Origin of the sequence: Streptomyces sp. NPDC088747 (assembly GCF_044751025.1) — a bacterium.
In the GTDB taxonomy this organism is placed as follows: Bacteria; Actinomycetota; Actinomycetes; order Streptomycetales; family Streptomycetaceae; genus Streptomyces.
Window position 1 is genome coordinate 87568 of record NZ_JBIVKZ010000001.1, and the last position, 15347, is coordinate 102914.

The following is a 15347-nucleotide window of genomic DNA, read 5'->3' on the forward strand; positions in this document are numbered from 1 at the left end:
CGCGGACCCCGGCCAGTCCGCCCGATCAACCGCGGCCAGCCGCGGCGATCGTCTCGGCAGCACGGTTCATGACGTAGTCGAGGCGCCCCTCGATATCGTCGTCACCCTGCGCGAATGTCTCGCGGAACCAGGGGGCTCCCGTATGCTGCGACACCCATTCGTGCCGGTTGCCGAATACCGGGTGTCGCCAACCCGCGCCGGGGTTGTCCAGGTAGGCGGGAAGGTTCCGCTCCGACTTGTCCGGCATCGTAGAGACGATCTCAACGCCCGGCTTCCGGCCCACGAATACGTGCGCGCGCACGCCCTTCGCAACGCGCGTACGCAGTCCCGTGTGCGCGCGGCCATGTGCAGGGATCTGCTGCGCCTTGCGCTGCGCCTCCCGTACGAGCGGCTTGACCGCATCCCGCAGCTCATCGCGCAACTGTCCGGGAAGGTCTTCGTCGATCTCCCGCAGTGCCGCGGCGACTCGGCTGAACTCGCTGCCGGGGTCGATGCGGAAGGTCGCTGGCTGCCGGGGCATTACGCGGTTGCGCGGGTCACGCCCGTGCGCTGCGTCGGGAACGTCACCTCGGTCTCGGAGAGGTCGCCGACGTCACCGGAGAGGGGCTGGTACTCCAGCAGGATGCAGGTCGCCGTGTAGCTGGGGTTCGTCGCAGAGACTGCCGCCGCCGTGGGCTTCACCACGACGGTGAACTCTGTCTCGTTGTTCCATAGCGGGTAGAGAGTGGCGTCGACCTCGCCGGCTGCGAAGTCCTGCTGGAAGCTGACGACTATCGAGTCGTCCTTGAGGCCGGCGACCCGCTCGCGACCCTGGCCGCTGAAGTTGGTCGTCTCGATTTCGTCCTTCACGAGAGTGATCTCGACAGACGACACATGGTCGGAGAAGTCAACGGAATTGACCACAATCGAGCAATCCCGCAATACCAGCTTGGCCATCGCTAACTACCTTCCTCATTCGCGGCCAGCGATGGCCGTGCAGATTCCGTAGCCGGCTTCACATGGCCGGCATCGATCAGGGCTTTCTCTGCGGCATCGGTGAGGGAGAGAGTCACGATTTCGCCGCGCCTCTTGCCGCCTACCGGCTTGGGTCCGATGACCTCGTAAGTGCGCTCGGTCGGCTCTTCCCGCTGGGAACGCAAAGACCGCCTCGGCACATCTGCCGGGCGGTCTTGAATGGGGAGAGGATCCGGGCGGCTTTGCCCCCTGGCCATCAGCGCCTCACGACAGCCATGGTCACGGCCGTCTGCTGAGACGTCGTGATGGTGGCAAGGCCGGTGACGGAGTCCTGATAGGACCGGTACAGGGGAATGCGGAGTTCCGACATGGTGACGTTGCCGATGGCGAGCGTGTAGACCTTGTTCGGTACGGTGTCGCCGTTGTCGAGAACACCCTTGCCCAGCACGGTCACCGTCGTGGTGGCGGAATGGGTGCTGCGGTATTCGACCCAGATGCGCTCGCCGATCTCCATCGTGTCCGATGCAGTGGCGGCGCTGAACGTAGGCGCAGTGCCCGCAGGCACAATGACTTGAGTTGTCCTGAGGGACATCGCTTCCTCGCTTAGGTACTGGACGTGCGCACGGTCAGCCGCACAACTGCGCCCACGTGGGAAACCCCTGCCGTGTCAAAGGACCCGTCGTAGGCGCTCACACCCTCGGCGTGCGCGTCTGTGCCGTCGCTGAGACCAAGGGTCGGGTTTTCGTAGATAATTCGGCGAATGCTCTTCGGGCCACCGCCGGTGACGAACTGGTCTAGAGCTTTCTGCGCAAGCGTCGCCTCGGTACGCGCCACGAGAATGAAAAGCTCCAGATGCCAGGTATCAAGGCCGCGGCCGAATGCGCCGTTGAAATCGCAGACCAGACCACCGACGGCCGGTCGCGAAGGCATGACGACGATGGCCGGAACCTGAGTGACATCCGATACTTCGGAGTAGACGTTCAGATTGGAAATGTTGGCCTTGAAGGTTTCCTTCAGGGCAGCGCGAATCGCCGTGAGTGACGCCATTTACTTACCTCACTTGCAGGGGATCCCTGACATAGGGCGCCAACTTCGCCGCCGCCATTCGGTTTTCACGGACACGAATGACACCGAACTGATCAAGCCCGGCGACACCGAATGGCGCGTCCTTGATCTGGAACGTTTCGGAAGTCAGAATCAGGCAGGCTTGCCTCACTGGCGCCGGAACGGAAGGCCACCCCCACTTTGCGGTAACCGTTACGTCCGAGGATGCGGCGAAGCGCATTTGCCTGCTCGCGGCGTGGATCTCGTTGTACGGCCAACCGGGCTGACCGTCGACAATTCCGTTCCGGGGTCGCAACTTGAAATCCGAGGCTGACCACAGAGCGCCGCCAGATGAAACAACCAGACCTGTCGAATCCCAGAAATCATCGACAGCTACCCAGTGCTCGAACGTCTCACTATCCGCGATAGTGAAGATGTCATCCGGCTCGAAGTCGCGAACAGTTGCCAAGTCCGCCTTGTTGAATTGGCGATGGCAGTGCTTCTCTATCTCGCGGCTTACGGAATCGAGAGCATCAGTCAGGACGGCGTCGTACATCGTGACGTCGTCGAGACTCCCTTTCATGTACGCCTTGAGTTGCACGAGCGTCGCGTACGGGTCGCCAAGAGCCATAGCTCAGACCCCCGTCCGCAACACCTTCGCGTTCTCGGTGGACGCGGCGACGATCCCGTACAGCGCCTCACCGATTCCCAGGACCAGGGGCCACGGGAGACTTGCACCGGCCGCGAGCGAATAGCCCGTGCCGGTGGTCACGCCGGAACCCCCGAGAAAGATCGGGTTCGATCCGGCGTTGGTCACATAGATCGACTGGCCCGAGACGCTGTCGGTGTCCGCAGCCGTGAGAAGCGTTGCGGAAGTCGCCACGGCGACAACGGCGCCCACGACAGCCACGGCCTACCGCCCCTTGTTCTGCGCGGGGCGCGCCTGCTTGTTCGCAGCAGGCGGCGCCTTCTTCGCCTCGGCGGGCGCAGGCTTGGCCGCGGGCTTCACAGCCCCGAGGCGTTCAGCCTCTTCGCGCAGGACCACGGTGCCGGGCGACCAGTGCAGCCATCGCGCCTCCGGGTCCGTCTCCGGGACAACGCGGCTGCCGTCTTCGACAAGGCACCAGTGCTGGTCGATGGTGACCCACTCGCCGCCGGACATCAGGCCATCTCCACGTAACCGACGACGACCGAGCAGACACCTGCCGTGACGGCGCCGGCGGCGATGACGAGACTGATCGCCCGGTCTGCCGTGGCCTTGATCAGGTCGGCGTCCGATGCGTCAACGAGCAGTCGCTTCACGCCGGTTGTCGAGATGACGGCAGGCGAGGCGTTCGTCAGGGCCGCCGCGCGCAGGTCGCCGGCAGACTGCACCGTCAAGGCCACGGTGGTGGTGGTCGTGGGGGTGAAGGCGGTCGTGACCTCGACGAAGGCGTCCAGCAGGATGGCGCCGCTCGGGATGGTGTCGCCGCGCATGGTGATGGTGCCGACGGCGCCAGCGTCGACCGCGAAGTCGTAGTACGCGCGGGCGTACTTGGCGCGGCCCACGTGATTTCCGGATCCAATCTTTCCAGTACCGGGCTGAATATTGCCCATCAATCTTTCCTTTCAGTTGGGCACCGGGAGGGCCGAATTTGCGACCCTCCCGGCTATTCAGACCTAGAGGCCGGTGACCGTGCCGAATGCCTTCGGCCGGAAGTGGATGGCCGCGGCGCGCATGTCCGCGCGAATGGCGAGCTTGCCCTTGACGAAGTAGTCGCTGTGCGAGTTCGAAACCTGCACGTCGATACCGCGACGCATGGCGAGTTCCGAGAAGTTCGCGTAGTCGCCCAGGACTGCCTTCGTGGATGTGACGGCAGTCGTTTCCACCACCGGGATTCCCCAGATGGTGAAGGGGCCGACCATCGACGGGTGGCCCCAGACGTACTGTCCGTCGGCGGTCTTGAGAAGCCGCACGCCTTCCCACTTCGACGGGGCGATGAAGACGACGGACGGCTCAGCAAAGCCGTTGTCGCGGATCTTCCGCGCGCACTTGTAGATGGCATCCGGGACCGAGTCGGCGCCAAGCGCCTGAGTCTGGATGCCCACGACGTTCTCGGTGCCGCGCAGGTTCGGTGCAGTGCCGTTGCCCACGAGAAGCTGGGAGTCGAGCCGCTGCTGAATCATGTACGGCAGGCGGTTGTTCACGTAGCCCTGCGCGCGCGGCTCGTCCTCGAACTGCTCGTCCGTGACGGGCAGGAAGGTCGCAACTTTGCGCACCGGCTCCTGGCGCTCGGTGAGCGCGAGCGCCGACTCGGGGTAGGCGCCCTGGTTGTCCGCCTGGTTCGCCTCCGCCGTCTCCGCCGCGTTGTTCGTGTAGGTGGTCTCTTCCATGTAGACCACCGCAGACATGCCGGTCGTGGTGTGCGGGAAGTACGCCGCGACGTGGACCGAAGGCCTGGTGGCCATGAGCTCGACGCGGCCGGTCCGCACGTCTTCCGAGTCCCAGCCCGCCGGGGTTTCCATCAGCGTCTTCAGGCTGATGTCGAGCGTGGCCTGAGGACCCATACCGCTACCGCGCTGGTAGTTCTTGAAGGCGGTCGAGTCGGCGAACTCGCGGCCCAGGTCGATGAAACCGCGACCGCCCTTGCGCTCGGGCTCGCGTCCCTTGCCCTTGGCGCCGTCGCCGCCCTCCGCGCCGTCACCGGTGTCCTGCGCGGCTGCCGCGGCACGACCGACGACAAGGAGTTCGTCCACCTTCGCCTTGCAGTCGATGATCTCCGCGTTCATCTTGCGGATCTCTTCGACCTTCGCGGTCGTGTCCCCCGAAAGAGACTTGACCTTCGACATGTCGTACTCAGGGCCGGCCTCGGAGAGGATGCCGGCGAGGCCCTTGCGCTTCTCGTCGAGCTTCTCCTGTGCCTGCTTCAGTGCCGGAAATTCGACAATCCGATCAGAGTCGTTGTACATGGCTCTCCGTTTTCGGGCATGAAAAAAGCCCCCGGTTCACAGAGGCTTTGAGGGAACGTTTCTTTTAGAAGTCGTTGAGCAGCGCGAGCGACTGCACGAACAGCGAGGCCTTCTCTTCGGCGCTCGGCTCATCCGGCTCGGCATCGTCAACGGGATTTGTCAGCAGGGCATCGAGTCGCTTCAGGTCATCCGTGATCCAGCTAAGGAGATCTGCGGAACCCTGCGACATGCCCTTGCCCTTTTGCGCCCGGAAAGCCATGACCCCCGTCGCACGATCGATCAGGCTCGACACGTTGGCCATGACGTCTATGGCCTGGTCGGCGAACCTCTGCTTGCCCTTCACGCCACCGGCGGCTGAACGCAGCTCCGGGGGCTCCCTGTCGGCGTCGAGCAGGTGCGCCGACAGATGCTTGTAAACGGCGTCGCGGTCCTTCTCCGGAATGCCGGAGTCTCCGTGTGCGCCGTTGAGTTCCGCGATGCCCTGAAGGCACGCGCGGAGGTTGGCCGGCCCGTCCACGCCGTGGTGGTGCGCGAACCGGTAGGAGGACTTCAGCTCCGGGTCCCCGTCGGGGTCGACCCATGCGAAGACGCTGCGGAGCTGGGAGGGCCGCGAGTCGTCGGCGAGACCCTTGACGGTCCCGGCTCCGTCCCATGCTCGCGTCAGGATCTCGGTCTCGGCGTAGGGAATCGGACCGCGGACCGCGGTGCCTGTCTTCGGCTCATCGTCGTCGGTCACGGTGCGGCCCTTCGTCGACAGCGTGCGCGTATTGACGCCGGCGCCTCGCAGGACGGGCGACACCTCATGAACCGTCAGGCGGTCCAGGTAGCGAACGCGCTGGTCGCCTTCCTTGCCGTAGGAGTGCTCTTCGATGTCGAAGCCGTAGGACCACTCACCAAGGCCTTCCTCTGCCAGCGCCTTGACGGTCTCGAAGGTGTCCTTGCCGTGCTGCGTGTTCATGAAGAACTGGCCTTCCAGCACGGCCTTCTTGCCCTTGACGCGAACAACGCCCTTGCCGACCGGCAGCGCGCCGTCCCAGCTCTTGTGCCCGTACGCACTGATAGCCACTTTCGCGCCATCAGTGAATGCGCCCTCGCGGGTATAATCCCCGTCGAGGTCGCGCACATTCATGGTGGAAAAGACCGCCGTGACGATGCCCTTGTCCGCGTCCTTGATTTCCAGCCCGCCGGGCAGGCTCTTATGTTCCATTGTCGAGTCCTTCCGGCTGACCGGATTCATCATCTGGTGGGGAATCTGACTGCCCGGCGGGAAGGGCAGGCGGTTTGGGCTGCGCTTCAAGGGGCGGCTGCATCTGCACGGAGACGAGCCCGGTGTGATGGCCGATCAGTAGGCCGATGTCTTCGTTCAGAACAGCGGCCACAGCAGCATCCGGCTCAAAGCCCGCTTTGATCAAAGAGTCAATCGTGTTGGCCTGGACGCGCGTGATCTCTGCACGGTCCTTCGAGTCCTCGCGAAGGAATGCGATATCGCGAGTATCGAACCAGAGGGAGGCGCCCGCCGGAACGGTCACAAGATTCTGAAGACTCGCAGCAGCGGTCCGCCACAGGTAGCGAATTGTCCCATCGGCGAAGCGGCGCCTGTTCGCAGCGAAGTTGCTCGCATTAAGTGCGGAACCCTGAAGCCCCTCCGAGAATCCGACCCACGAAGGCGGCACCCCGGCAGCGGACGCTACCCGAGCTTCGCCCTTTCCGACCGTTGCCGAAAAGTCCATCTGCCGGAAGTCGTGCGTCAGCGGGGTGACATCAGCGCCGCCCTGGAGAAACAGCGTCTTGTACGCGTTCCAGGCGCCCTGATGCCCGGCCTTGAACTTCTTGACGAAGCCGTCGAACGACTCAGGCGAAACTTCCTTGTCGAAGCGCACGACCATGTTGGGCACGGCCGCGTGGTCGAAGAACGTCTTCTTGTGGATCGTTGAGGCCGTGTCCGCCTCAATCTCCTTGAGCACGGGAGTCATCCACGACATGCCGCGAAATCTCGCCGTGGGATCGGGAATCGGCGAGTAGTGGGCGACCTCGTTCGGCAACAGCAGGACCGAGCCGGCGAGAGGTGTGCCCGACGCCATGACGCCGAACATTCGCGGCTCGTACAGAAATCCGATCACCTTTGCGTCTGCTGCGTAGTAGTCGCCGCTCTGCGAACCAATGATCATCGACACCCAGTCCGGACGAAGTCGCGCAAGGCGCAGACCGGGGCCAGCAGCTGAATTGCCGAAGCGCCCCTGATCGTCAGTCTTCGTCCAGAACGAATTGCCTGCCAGCGACGCATCTTGCTCCATGCGCGCCAGAAGCTCGCTGGTCGTTCCGGATGGCCAGGGGTTCTCCAGAAGTGCGAGCTCCGCGTTGCCGAAGAGATCGCCCGGCCGGCCGTTCCTGTACTGCCGCCACTGGAACCGGGCTTCAGAGAAAACCATCTGCCTCGCGACCACGCACGAGAAGACCGGACCGTTCCTCTTGAAGGCGCCTTCAACGTAGCCTTCGAAATCGGTCTCTATCCGCTCCTTCTCCGCAGTGCTTCCCGTGACGAACGGAGCTGCATCGAGACTCCAAAAATCCGGCTGCGTAAAGCCCTTCTGCCTGCCCCAGGGAATGAGCCTTTTCCACCACGCCATCGCTACCCCCATGCGCAACCGGCTTCGATGACTGGCTTATTGGCTTTCTGCTGGAGTCCCCACATCGCCAGCGTCGCCGCCTGCAAGGGCGTGATATCGATGGCAGCCCCCGACTGGTCCCAGGCCCACAGGCCGGCCGTCACGCGCTTGTCAGCCCCCGCCACGGCGGTAGTCAGCGGCACCTGATCGATGTGGACCAGCGTCGGGTGATTGCCGCGGATCGGAACGACCGCACTGCCGAACGAGCCACAGGCCTGCGCGTACTCGCGCACAGTGGGCGAGACGACCTCAACGCCCTGGTTCTCGATAGCCGCGATCAGGGCGCCCGCCTGGCTCGCCTTGTTGATGACGATCGCCTTCGGCTTCCAGCGCTCAACGAGCTCGACTACGCGCGGCACAATCCAGCGATCGCCGGGACGGTGGTCGAGCACGTCGGACGAAGTGATCTCGACATGCGTCAGTCCGTCGGGGGTCAGTCCCGCGACGACGATGCATCCCATCTTGCGGTCCGGTGACAGGTCGATCCCGAACGCCAACTCCCCTACGGGAGATGACAGTTGGTCGACACACGCCTTCCAGTACGACTCACCGATGACCCGCCACGACTCACCTTCGACGGGCCAGTCACCGATGCCCAGCCGCTCGCGGCCGAACTCCTCCGCGGACATCGAGCGGCGCTCTGCTTCGATGTGCTCGATGGAGCGTTCCGGCGAGTACACGCCGCCGATGCGGATTCCGAAGCCGGGGTTGGCCTTCGGGTAGCTCGCATACAGCCGGGACAGCTGACGGTCTGCCTCCGCCTGGTCCCACCGCGGATCAAGCTTGAACGTTTCTGCATCGTGCTCTTCGCAGCCCGGCGGGCAGAACTGCCCGCACGGGTCGATGGACCACTCCAGGTAGCACAAGCGAGGATCGTCACCCTTGAGCCCCCGCGTCCGTACGCGCCCGAGCGCCGACGACTCCTTGTTGCCGGACGATCCCGTGTACCAGACCTGCGGATCCGGCACGGCAGACAGCGTCGGCAGGATCGACCCGACCGCGCGGTCAGTGAGGACCATGGCTTCGTCCAGGACCAGGCGGTCACACGTGAAGCCGCGCCCACCCCCCGCGGTCCGAGAACGGAAGCGGAGCCGGCGCAGCGCGCCGTCACGGAAGACCTCGATGCCCTCTTCGCCGTGTGAGCGGGATACCCGCTTGACCATGCGGTCCAGGTCCGGAGTGTTCTCGATCAGACCCAAGATCCGCTTGAAGGCTTCGAGCGATGTGTCGAAGAGGTGCGCGGAGTGAATACACAGCTCTTCGTCGAAGAGGAACAGGGAGCCCAGCTCAATGGCTTCCAGGACGGCACCCTTGCCGTTCTGACGTCCGACGATGAGCCCCACCTCGAAGGCGGACCAAGTGCCGTCGGCGCGCTGCCCCAAGGCCTTGTCCAGGACAAAGCGCTGCCACGGGTCCATGGGGAGACCTGCGATCTCAGCAAGCTCCGCGACGTCGGCGCCAGCGCTCGACACCTGCGGGGGCACGCTGAGGATCCGGGGCGTCTGCGAACCGCGCCCCGGTATGACGACGCCGGTCACGTCGTCCTGCCCCTACGCCTGCCGCCCTGGCGCCGTGCCGCGCTCGGGGCGCCGCCCGTACGGCGCGCCATCAGCTCATCGACCCGCGACACAGCGGTTGCGTCCGGGATGCTTTCGAGCGACTCCAGGACTTTGACCAAGCGCAGCGCGAGTGCCGCCGTCTCCGATCCCGAAGAGCGGCGCATCTTGCCGCACTCACAGCACTCGATGTCGCCGGACATCTCCATAGCGAGCCGGTCGCGGATCGCTTCGAGCTGCTGCCGCTTGGTGCCGTCGGCGATGGCGTCAGCGAACGGAACGTCACTCATCCGAAGTCACCTGCCAGTTCCAGCGCTCGGGGCTCGGCGGCAACCAGAACCATGCGTTCTTCGGAGGGCACCACCAGGGCGCGGGGCTCATCGACTACGGCGACCGCGCGCCGCTCTGCGGGAACTTCGAGCGTCCGCGGCTCCCCGTCCACGACCACAACGCGGGGGCCGGTGACGCGTGTCTCTACGAAGCCGGTGAACGCCGCGGCAGGAGCAGTCACGGCGAGCGCGCCAGAGAACGACACAACGCCCTGGACGCTCGCCTGCGCGCGCGGCGCGACCGTCGACAGCACGCCGGGCGCCGCAACCGCGCCAGCCCCGGACAGCGCCGCTGACGGCGCCTGAGCGGCCAACGGGCCGCGGGTCCTCACCACGGTCGGAACGGCCACGGTGGGCAGCGGAGCCGCCGCCGCGAGCGCGCCGTCAAGGAACGCGCCGCCGACAGCCGCGGACTGTGCGATCGGCGCCGTGACGCCCGCTGTACCGGCTACCGCGGCTTCGCCGTTCAGCGATACGACGGGCACCGGGGCGACGGTCGACGACGCGCCCTCGGCTGTCGAAAGTCCAGCGACACTGACGGTTGCGGACGGCGCCGCGACGGGGAGCGTGGCCGCGGCCTCCACGGCGCCAGCGGTAGCGACCGTGGCGGAAGGTGCCGCGGTGTCGCTCTCGCCGGTAACAGCAGCGACGCCGTGCATCGCAACCGTCACGGCAGGCGCCGTGACGTCCACCAGGTCCGTAGTGCCGCCGACCGCGAAGAAGTGCGGTGACGGGGCGACGACGCGCAGCGCGTACGGCGACTGCCCCAGCAGGTTGACTACGGGCAGCGGCGCGACTGCGTCCAGCGTGGCCGTGGCCTCCACGGCGCCAGCGGTAGCGACCGTGGCGGAAGGTGCCGGCGCGGTCAGAACGCCGGCGGCTTCCACGGCGCCAGCGACTGCAACCGTCACTGATGGGGCGGTAACGGACAGGGCGCCCGCGGCCGTGACTTCGCCCGCTACGGCAACGACAGCAGCCGGGGCCGCCACCGGCAGGGTTCCGGAAGTCTCAGCCGCGCCCGCCACGTCGACGACCGCAGAGGGCGCTGACGTCGGAAGCGTGCCCGAGACTTCGAGCGAGCCGGCTGCGGTAACGGTGACCGAAGGAGCGGTAGCAGCAAGGTCGCCGTCGACATCAACGGCGGCTGTCTGCTGACGGATCGTCGTGACGTAGGCACCTGCGGGATGTCCGCGACCGAGACGGGCCATACGTCACCGCCTCCGGGTCAGCACTCCTCGAAGACGATGTACGCGATGGCCGTATACGTGGCGGCGGTGTTGATGCGGAGTTGGCAGTACTTCGACGGACTGACGACGGGCTCGCGCCCCAAAGGCCACTGCTTCTCGTATTGCGTCATCGGGCTGACCAGCGCACCACCGAACTGCCGCTCAGTGGTGTTCGTCGTGATAGCCACGGCGCCGTACGCCGTGGACCCCGTGCCCATCGTGAGGCTGCTGGCTTTCGAGCTGTCACCAATGGGCATCACGGTCGAAGTGCTGTGCGCGGTCATCGAAGTTGTTGCAGCGCTGGCTTGAGCGAGCGTGCAAATCGCGGGCGCTCCCGCGGCGGTGCCGCTGAAGGAGACTCCCCATTCGACGATCCGAATGCTGGTCGTCGACGGGGTGGCGAGCTGGATCGCGACCTTCGCGTTCGCGGCGTAGCTCGTGCCTGCCATCACGCCAGTGGTCGCGTCGATCGCGCAGTTGTAGGCGATGTAGAGACTCACGCCACACCGGCCACGCCGTAGACCAGCAGGTATGCCCCATCCCGGTTCGCGCCCGCGGGAACGGTCACCGTGGTACCGGAGATCGAAGCGCCGACCGCCGCAGCGACAGTCGTACCCATGATCACAGCACGCTTGATGATAGTGAACTGCTGAATGACATCGACGGTGTCCGTCGCGCTGACATCCCGCAGGGCATACAGAGCGACGCGGTCTGACTCGCCATTCATCCACATCAACGGATACCGGTTCGGGTCAAGAGCAGCCATTTGCCCACCTCACCAAGTAGAAGCACGGCGCACAGCCGTTGTAGTAACTCGCGCATTCTTTGCCGCCGCGACTGGCTCTGCCATCAGGGCGCCTGCGGCGAATACCCAATAGACATTGCTTGCAGTGACAGCCGTGCCGGTGCCGGTAATGACGGGCGCCGTGCCGGTGCCCAGCTGTTCGAGGAAAAGAACCGCGGGCTTTCCGGTGCTGTTCGTGGTCATGTAGACCTCGCCGCGCTCAGTCCAGCCGCCGCCCGGCCCAGCCAAGTCGTACGCGTTCGTGTTCCAGCCGCCCATGGCGGTCCCGGAGAGGTGCAGCGCCATGTCCGTGGCCTGCACGCCGCTGAGCGTGGCTGACGTCTGGCTTGCCGAGAAGGGGTTCGCGTTGGTCCGGGACACCGTTGCCGACGTGCGGAACGGGTCCCCTGCCGAAATCACGCCGGTGTACCGGAGCATCGCGAGAGCCGCGTAGTTGCCGTACGTACCGTCCGTCAGAACGTTGTACGAAGCGGGCTCCGAGGATGCCCGCCGGTAGAACAGAGTCGTCGTGAGGTCCGCGTCATACGGCGGCGGGCCGGCGCCGTCCTGGACGCCGTTATGCGTAGCCTTCTGCGTCCAGCCCGCGCATGTCGGCGCGACGCCCGCGGCCTCGGAGACGACTACGCCCAGGATCAGCATGTCGCCATTGACGGTGCCCGCCGGGACGTTGATCGTGACGGTTGCCGCGTTGTTCCCGCCGTTGTTTCCGGTGGCCGTGGTGGCGCTCTGGAATGCGATGGGCATCAGGAAGCGGGCATCGTGAAGGTGCCGCTCGTGATCTCCACGTTGACACCGACGCTGATCGTCGTCGTATTGAGCTGCAACTGCCCGCCGCCGCCCGTGGCGGTGACGCTGCCGTCGAAGACCGTGCCCGGCGTGCTACTCGCGCAGCGGAACCACGCGGCGGTACCGGCAGCCAATCCCGTAGTCGTCAGCGGAACCGCGGCCAGCGTGGCAACTCCCGCGCTCGCGGCGCCAAATGCGGGGTCGTCCAGAGTGAAGGTCGCCAGCAGCGTCTGAGCAGACACCGCCGTGTTCGCGTTCGCGGGCTGCGTCGCAGTGTAGATCTTGATGGTCCCGGCGCCCGCGCCGCCGTCGACCAGGTCCACGGCTGCGTCAGCCATGGCGTTGACGGTTGCGGTAGCTAGCTGAACAGCCATTACATTCCTTTCACCATTTGCGGGACCTTGCCGTCGCCGGCGCAACTTCAGTGCGCGCCACCGGCCGCGGCCTCAGGCCAGAGCTGTACCAGCGCTTCACTGCGTCCATGGAGTCCGCGGGCCGCTCTTCGCGGCAGCGCGCTTCAACGACTTCGCGGCCGGGGTCGACGACGACCACCTTGGCGCCGCATTTCCGGTAGCGGTCCATGACCGCCGGCCGGGGGACCGAGTGGATGACGTAGACGTCGAGCGTCGCGATGTGCCGCAGTGCCTCGTTGATTGCAGCCTGGCGCGCCTCGTAGGCGACCTTGGCGAAGGGCCGCCTGAAGCCCCACTCAAAGGGCCCCTCTGCGGCAAGGGCGTTGGCGATGCGGTCGTAATCGATGACGATGTCGCCGCGCTCGGCATGTTCGCGAACCCAGCTCGACTTGCCGCCGCAAGGCGGACCGATGACGACAACGAGCATCAGCGGTTCTTGACGCGGATCGTGATCGAGCGTTCGTCGGTCCGGCCCGCGGAAGTCGTGATGCGGTTCGCGACCAGATAGGGAGTGCCGGGCTCGCCGCCGGAAAGCCAAGCCGTCGCGCTCGACAGGGTATTGCTGTCGCTGTCGAGATCGAGCCCCGCGGACACGGTGAAGTCGGAAGTCGTGATCGTCTCGCCGGGGGCAAGCCAGTCCGACCAGTCCCAAACCCAGTCGAGAACGGCGTCCGGATCCTTGAGCCAGTCGGTAGCCACAGCGAATACCCCCGTCCGCCTTTATGCGCTGGATATTCATGCGGACTGCATAAACGGCTGCATATCCGCTTCTGGATCTATGCGGCCCGATCCATGCATAGGCGCTGCATAAAGGATCAGGCCTCTGACCTGCGATTATGCAGGCATTTTCGGTAGAGGGTTAACCGGGCCATAAGGGCTCCGGGTCGCCAGGGAAGTGGATCTTAGGGTGCATACCCACCCCCCTACACTCAGCGATCAAGCCCTGACCTGCACTTTCGCTATTCCCCTGAACTCCCCGGGAGTGTTTTAATGCAGGAATTCGAGATCGCTTATTCGGTATATCCATACATCATTTATGCATGCATAACGATCACATAATTATGCGCATGATCCTCGCCGCCATCGTGATCACCATCGCCGCGAAGCGATCACGGGCGAGGGTGATCGTTTGTTGCCCGCGATGATGTTGCACCGGCGATGCGCCGGCTTCAGCCACTGGACGTCATCGGGATCGTCGCCGCGAGCCACGAGTACCGGCAGCGGCGGCACATGGTCTGCCTGCCAGGCGTGCGGGTGCAGGTAGTGCAACGACTGATCGATTGCTTCACCGCAGCGATGACAGATCGACGGCGCCTCGCGCTTGAGGAACGCGACCGCAGCGCGCCACCGCGCACCGCTGCGTCCTGCGGTCTTGGCTGTCGACACGCTGCACCTCCGGACATGGGGGCACAGCGTGCCGACTCAGGCAGCACAAGCGAGATATCTACTGCGGGATGGTCAGCACCTGATCCGGGAAGATCAGATGCGGGTTACCGCCAACGACACTGCGGTTGGCCGCGTACAGCGCCTGCCATCCACCCTTGACGTTGTGGGCTACGGCGATGCGGTGCAGGTAGTCACCCGCACGCACCTTGTACGCCTTGCCGCCCCACGTTGTCGGCGCCCTCTTGGTGCGGGGCGCCGCCTTGGTCCCGGCAGCCGGCTTCGACTTGGGCGCCGCATTGGGCTTGTCGGGCACGCCCTCATTCGTCACGACAGGGGGCGCCTTCTTGACGGCAGCCCCTTGCGTCGAACCCTGCGGCCGTACCGCGCCCAGGGCATGCCACGAGCCGCCCCCCGTGCGGGAGCTGAGCTTGCCGATACCGACACCGCCACCGGGGTTCCGCGAGGCAGTGTCAATGAGCATGCCGCCGCCCACGTACATCCCGATGTGGTCGGCATAGCTGTGGCTGTAGCCGAACGCCACCAGGTCGCCGGGCTTGAGGCTGTGCATGGAGACGCGCGGCAGGTTCTTCCACTGCGCGTCAGCGGTGCGCGGGATGTTGATGCCCGCGGCCCGCCATGCTGCGGAGGTGAGCCCTGAACAGTCGTACGCGCGTGGCCCGTTGCCGCCCCACAGGTACGGACTGCCGATCTTTGACCTGGCGAAGGACACCGCCCTCGTCGCGGTGCCCGCCTTCGGCTTGGCCGGCGCACTCTTGGGCGCGACAGGTACCGCCTTGGGCGCCATCTTGGCGCTGAAGGGTGCGCCGCCGCCTCTGGTGAGACCTGCCTTGACGCTGCACGTAGGCCACGCTCCGGGACCCTGTGCGGCGAGCACCTTCTCAGCTATGAGGATCTGCTGAGTCTTCGTGGCGAGATCGGCGGTCGTGGCGTACGCGCCGCCGCCGTAGGCACTCCAGGTGCTTGCGCTGAACTGCAAGCCCCCGTAGTACCCATTGCCGGTGTTGATCTTCCAGTTGTTGCCGGATTCGCATTCGGCAACTCGGTCCCACACGCTCACCGACGCCCCATCCGCCGTGCCTGCCGTGGCGACGGTGAGACTCGTACCGACAATGCCGGTAACGGCGGTGGATGCCAGCACGCGCTTTGCAGCAGCATGCTTCGGCTTCCTGTGTGTGTTGCGGCTGTGCCCCATGTGAGAGATCTCCGATGGGT

At 65.4% G+C, this 15347-nt stretch carries 22 protein-coding genes; all 22 read right to left on the minus strand.

Annotated elements, in window-relative coordinates; genetic code table 11:
• Window positions 1–25 precede the first annotated feature (25 nt).
• The 22 genes from ACIP79_RS00405 to ACIP79_RS00510 all read right to left on the minus strand — a co-directional run bounded on the left by ACIP79_RS00405 (window position 26) and on the right by ACIP79_RS00510 (window position 15327).
• Window positions 26–520, minus strand: a complete 495-nt coding sequence (locus ACIP79_RS00405) for a hypothetical protein (protein ID WP_401217190.1) — start codon at window positions 518–520, stop codon at window positions 26–28.
• Window positions 520–936 (minus strand): hypothetical protein, encoded by a 417-nt coding sequence (locus ACIP79_RS00410; protein ID WP_401217193.1) that lies wholly within the window; start codon window positions 934–936, stop codon window positions 520–522. Before ACIP79_RS00410 ends, ACIP79_RS00405 begins: the two co-directional genes overlap by 1 nt.
• Before the next feature lie 274 nt (window positions 937–1210).
• Window positions 1211–1468: a hypothetical protein gene (locus ACIP79_RS00415; RefSeq protein ID WP_401217196.1), complete on the minus strand. Its 258-nt coding sequence runs from the start codon at window positions 1466–1468 to the stop codon at window positions 1211–1213.
• Window positions 1469–1557: 89 nt separating this feature from the next.
• On the minus strand, window positions 1558–2001 hold the full coding sequence (locus tag ACIP79_RS00420; RefSeq protein ID WP_401217199.1) for a hypothetical protein: 444 nt from the start codon (window positions 1999–2001) through the stop codon (window positions 1558–1560).
• Window positions 2002–2005: 4 nt separating this feature from the next.
• Entirely contained in the window at window positions 2006–2629 is a 624-nt protein-coding gene (locus ACIP79_RS00425; RefSeq protein ID WP_401217202.1) for a hypothetical protein, read from the minus strand.
• A 3-nt stretch (window positions 2630–2632) separates the two neighbouring features.
• A complete protein-coding gene (locus tag ACIP79_RS00430) occupies window positions 2633–2881 on the minus strand; it encodes a hypothetical protein (protein WP_401217205.1) in 249 nt (82 codons plus the stop codon).
• A 30-nt stretch (window positions 2882–2911) separates the two neighbouring features.
• Window positions 2912–3160: a hypothetical protein gene (locus tag ACIP79_RS00435; protein ID WP_401217207.1), complete on the minus strand. Its 249-nt coding sequence runs from the start codon at window positions 3158–3160 to the stop codon at window positions 2912–2914.
• Window positions 3160–3546, minus strand: a complete 387-nt coding sequence (locus ACIP79_RS00440; RefSeq protein ID WP_401217210.1) for a hypothetical protein — start codon at window positions 3544–3546, stop codon at window positions 3160–3162. Before ACIP79_RS00440 ends, ACIP79_RS00435 begins: the two co-directional genes overlap by 1 nt.
• A 111-nt stretch (window positions 3547–3657) precedes the next feature.
• Window positions 3658–4947: a phage major capsid protein gene (locus tag ACIP79_RS00445; RefSeq protein WP_401217213.1), complete on the minus strand. Its 1290-nt coding sequence runs from the start codon at window positions 4945–4947 to the stop codon at window positions 3658–3660.
• Window positions 4948–5011: 64 nt separating this feature from the next.
• A complete protein-coding gene (locus tag ACIP79_RS00450; RefSeq protein WP_401217216.1) occupies window positions 5012–6154 on the minus strand; it encodes an HK97 family phage prohead protease in 1143 nt (380 codons plus the stop codon).
• Window positions 6144–7574 (minus strand): phage portal protein, encoded by a 1431-nt coding sequence (locus tag ACIP79_RS00455; protein WP_401217219.1) that lies wholly within the window; start codon window positions 7572–7574, stop codon window positions 6144–6146. The genes ACIP79_RS00450 and ACIP79_RS00455 overlap by 11 nt, the downstream gene beginning before the upstream one ends.
• A 2-nt stretch (window positions 7575–7576) precedes the next feature.
• A complete protein-coding gene (locus ACIP79_RS00460) occupies window positions 7577–9151 on the minus strand; it encodes a terminase (RefSeq protein WP_401217222.1) in 1575 nt (524 codons plus the stop codon).
• Window positions 9148–9459 carry a hypothetical protein gene (locus ACIP79_RS00465; protein WP_401217225.1) on the minus strand — a complete coding sequence of 104 codons (312 nt, stop codon included), beginning with the start codon at window positions 9457–9459 and terminating at the stop codon, window positions 9148–9150. Before ACIP79_RS00465 ends, ACIP79_RS00460 begins: the two co-directional genes overlap by 4 nt.
• On the minus strand, window positions 9456–10706 hold the full coding sequence (locus ACIP79_RS00470; protein WP_401217228.1) for a hypothetical protein: 1251 nt from the start codon (window positions 10704–10706) through the stop codon (window positions 9456–9458). The genes ACIP79_RS00465 and ACIP79_RS00470 overlap by 4 nt, the downstream gene beginning before the upstream one ends.
• A gap of 17 nt (window positions 10707–10723) precedes the next feature.
• On the minus strand, window positions 10724–11224 hold the full coding sequence (locus tag ACIP79_RS00475; protein WP_401217231.1) for a hypothetical protein: 501 nt from the start codon (window positions 11222–11224) through the stop codon (window positions 10724–10726).
• Window positions 11221–11490 carry a hypothetical protein gene (locus ACIP79_RS00480; protein WP_401217234.1) on the minus strand — a complete coding sequence of 90 codons (270 nt, stop codon included), beginning with the start codon at window positions 11488–11490 and terminating at the stop codon, window positions 11221–11223. Before ACIP79_RS00480 ends, ACIP79_RS00475 begins: the two co-directional genes overlap by 4 nt.
• A gap of 9 nt (window positions 11491–11499) precedes the next feature.
• Window positions 11500–12273 (minus strand): hypothetical protein, encoded by a 774-nt coding sequence (locus ACIP79_RS00485; RefSeq protein ID WP_401217238.1) that lies wholly within the window; start codon window positions 12271–12273, stop codon window positions 11500–11502.
• A complete protein-coding gene (locus tag ACIP79_RS00490; RefSeq protein WP_401217241.1) occupies window positions 12273–12653 on the minus strand; it encodes a hypothetical protein in 381 nt (126 codons plus the stop codon). The genes ACIP79_RS00485 and ACIP79_RS00490 overlap by 1 nt, the downstream gene beginning before the upstream one ends.
• A gap of 46 nt (window positions 12654–12699) precedes the next feature.
• The gene (locus tag ACIP79_RS00495; protein WP_401217243.1) at window positions 12700–13155 is read right to left on the minus strand and encodes an AAA family ATPase; all 456 of its coding nucleotides are present in this window, start codon (window positions 13153–13155) and stop codon (window positions 12700–12702) included.
• Entirely contained in the window at window positions 13155–13427 is a 273-nt protein-coding gene (locus tag ACIP79_RS00500; RefSeq protein ID WP_401217245.1) for a hypothetical protein, read from the minus strand. The genes ACIP79_RS00495 and ACIP79_RS00500 overlap by 1 nt, the downstream gene beginning before the upstream one ends.
• A 390-nt stretch (window positions 13428–13817) precedes the next feature.
• Window positions 13818–14114: a hypothetical protein gene (locus tag ACIP79_RS00505; RefSeq protein ID WP_401217248.1), complete on the minus strand. Its 297-nt coding sequence runs from the start codon at window positions 14112–14114 to the stop codon at window positions 13818–13820.
• A 58-nt stretch (window positions 14115–14172) separates the two neighbouring features.
• Window positions 14173–15327, minus strand: coding sequence for a transglycosylase family protein (locus ACIP79_RS00510; protein WP_401217251.1), 1155 nt, complete (start codon window positions 15325–15327; stop codon window positions 14173–14175).
• Between the last annotated feature and the right edge of the window lie 20 nt (window positions 15328–15347).

Bases quoted from the DNA above. Each gene is read 5' to 3' on its own strand.
- ACIP79_RS00405 (WP_401217190.1), bottom strand. From the start codon at position 520: ATGCCCCGGCAGCCAGCGACCTTCCGCATCGACCCCGGCAGCGAGTTC.
- ACIP79_RS00410 (WP_401217193.1), bottom strand. From the start codon at position 936: ATGGCCAAGCTGGTATTGCGGGATTGCTCGATTGTGGTCAATTCCGTT.
- ACIP79_RS00415 (WP_401217196.1), bottom strand. From the start codon at position 1,468: ATGGAGATCGGCGAGCGCATCTGGGTCGAATACCGCAGCACCCATTCC.
- ACIP79_RS00420 (WP_401217199.1), bottom strand. From the start codon at position 2,001: ATGGCGTCACTCACGGCGATTCGCGCTGCCCTGAAGGAAACCTTCAAG.
- ACIP79_RS00425 (WP_401217202.1), bottom strand. From the start codon at position 2,629: ATGGCTCTTGGCGACCCGTACGCGACGCTCGTGCAACTCAAGGCGTAC.
- ACIP79_RS00435 (WP_401217207.1), bottom strand. From the start codon at position 3,160: ATGTCCGGCGGCGAGTGGGTCACCATCGACCAGCACTGGTGCCTTGTC.
- ACIP79_RS00445 (WP_401217213.1), bottom strand. From the start codon at position 4,947: ATGTACAACGACTCTGATCGGATTGTCGAATTTCCGGCACTGAAGCAG.
- ACIP79_RS00450 (WP_401217216.1), bottom strand. From the start codon at position 6,154: ATGGAACATAAGAGCCTGCCCGGCGGGCTGGAAATCAAGGACGCGGAC.
- ACIP79_RS00455 (WP_401217219.1), bottom strand. From the start codon at position 7,574: ATGGCGTGGTGGAAAAGGCTCATTCCCTGGGGCAGGCAGAAGGGCTTT.
- ACIP79_RS00465 (WP_401217225.1), bottom strand. From the start codon at position 9,459: ATGAGTGACGTTCCGTTCGCTGACGCCATCGCCGACGGCACCAAGCGG.
- ACIP79_RS00470 (WP_401217228.1), bottom strand. From the start codon at position 10,706: ATGGCCCGTCTCGGTCGCGGACATCCCGCAGGTGCCTACGTCACGACG.
- ACIP79_RS00480 (WP_401217234.1), bottom strand. From the start codon at position 11,490: ATGGCTGCTCTTGACCCGAACCGGTATCCGTTGATGTGGATGAATGGC.
- ACIP79_RS00485 (WP_401217238.1), bottom strand. From the start codon at position 12,273: ATGCCCATCGCATTCCAGAGCGCCACCACGGCCACCGGAAACAACGGC.
- ACIP79_RS00490 (WP_401217241.1), bottom strand. From the start codon at position 12,653: ATGGCTGACGCAGCCGTGGACCTGGTCGACGGCGGCGCGGGCGCCGGG.
- ACIP79_RS00495 (WP_401217243.1), bottom strand. From the start codon at position 13,155: ATGCTCGTTGTCGTCATCGGTCCGCCTTGCGGCGGCAAGTCGAGCTGG.
- ACIP79_RS00510 (WP_401217251.1), bottom strand. From the start codon at position 15,327: ATGGGGCACAGCCGCAACACACACAGGAAGCCGAAGCATGCTGCTGCA.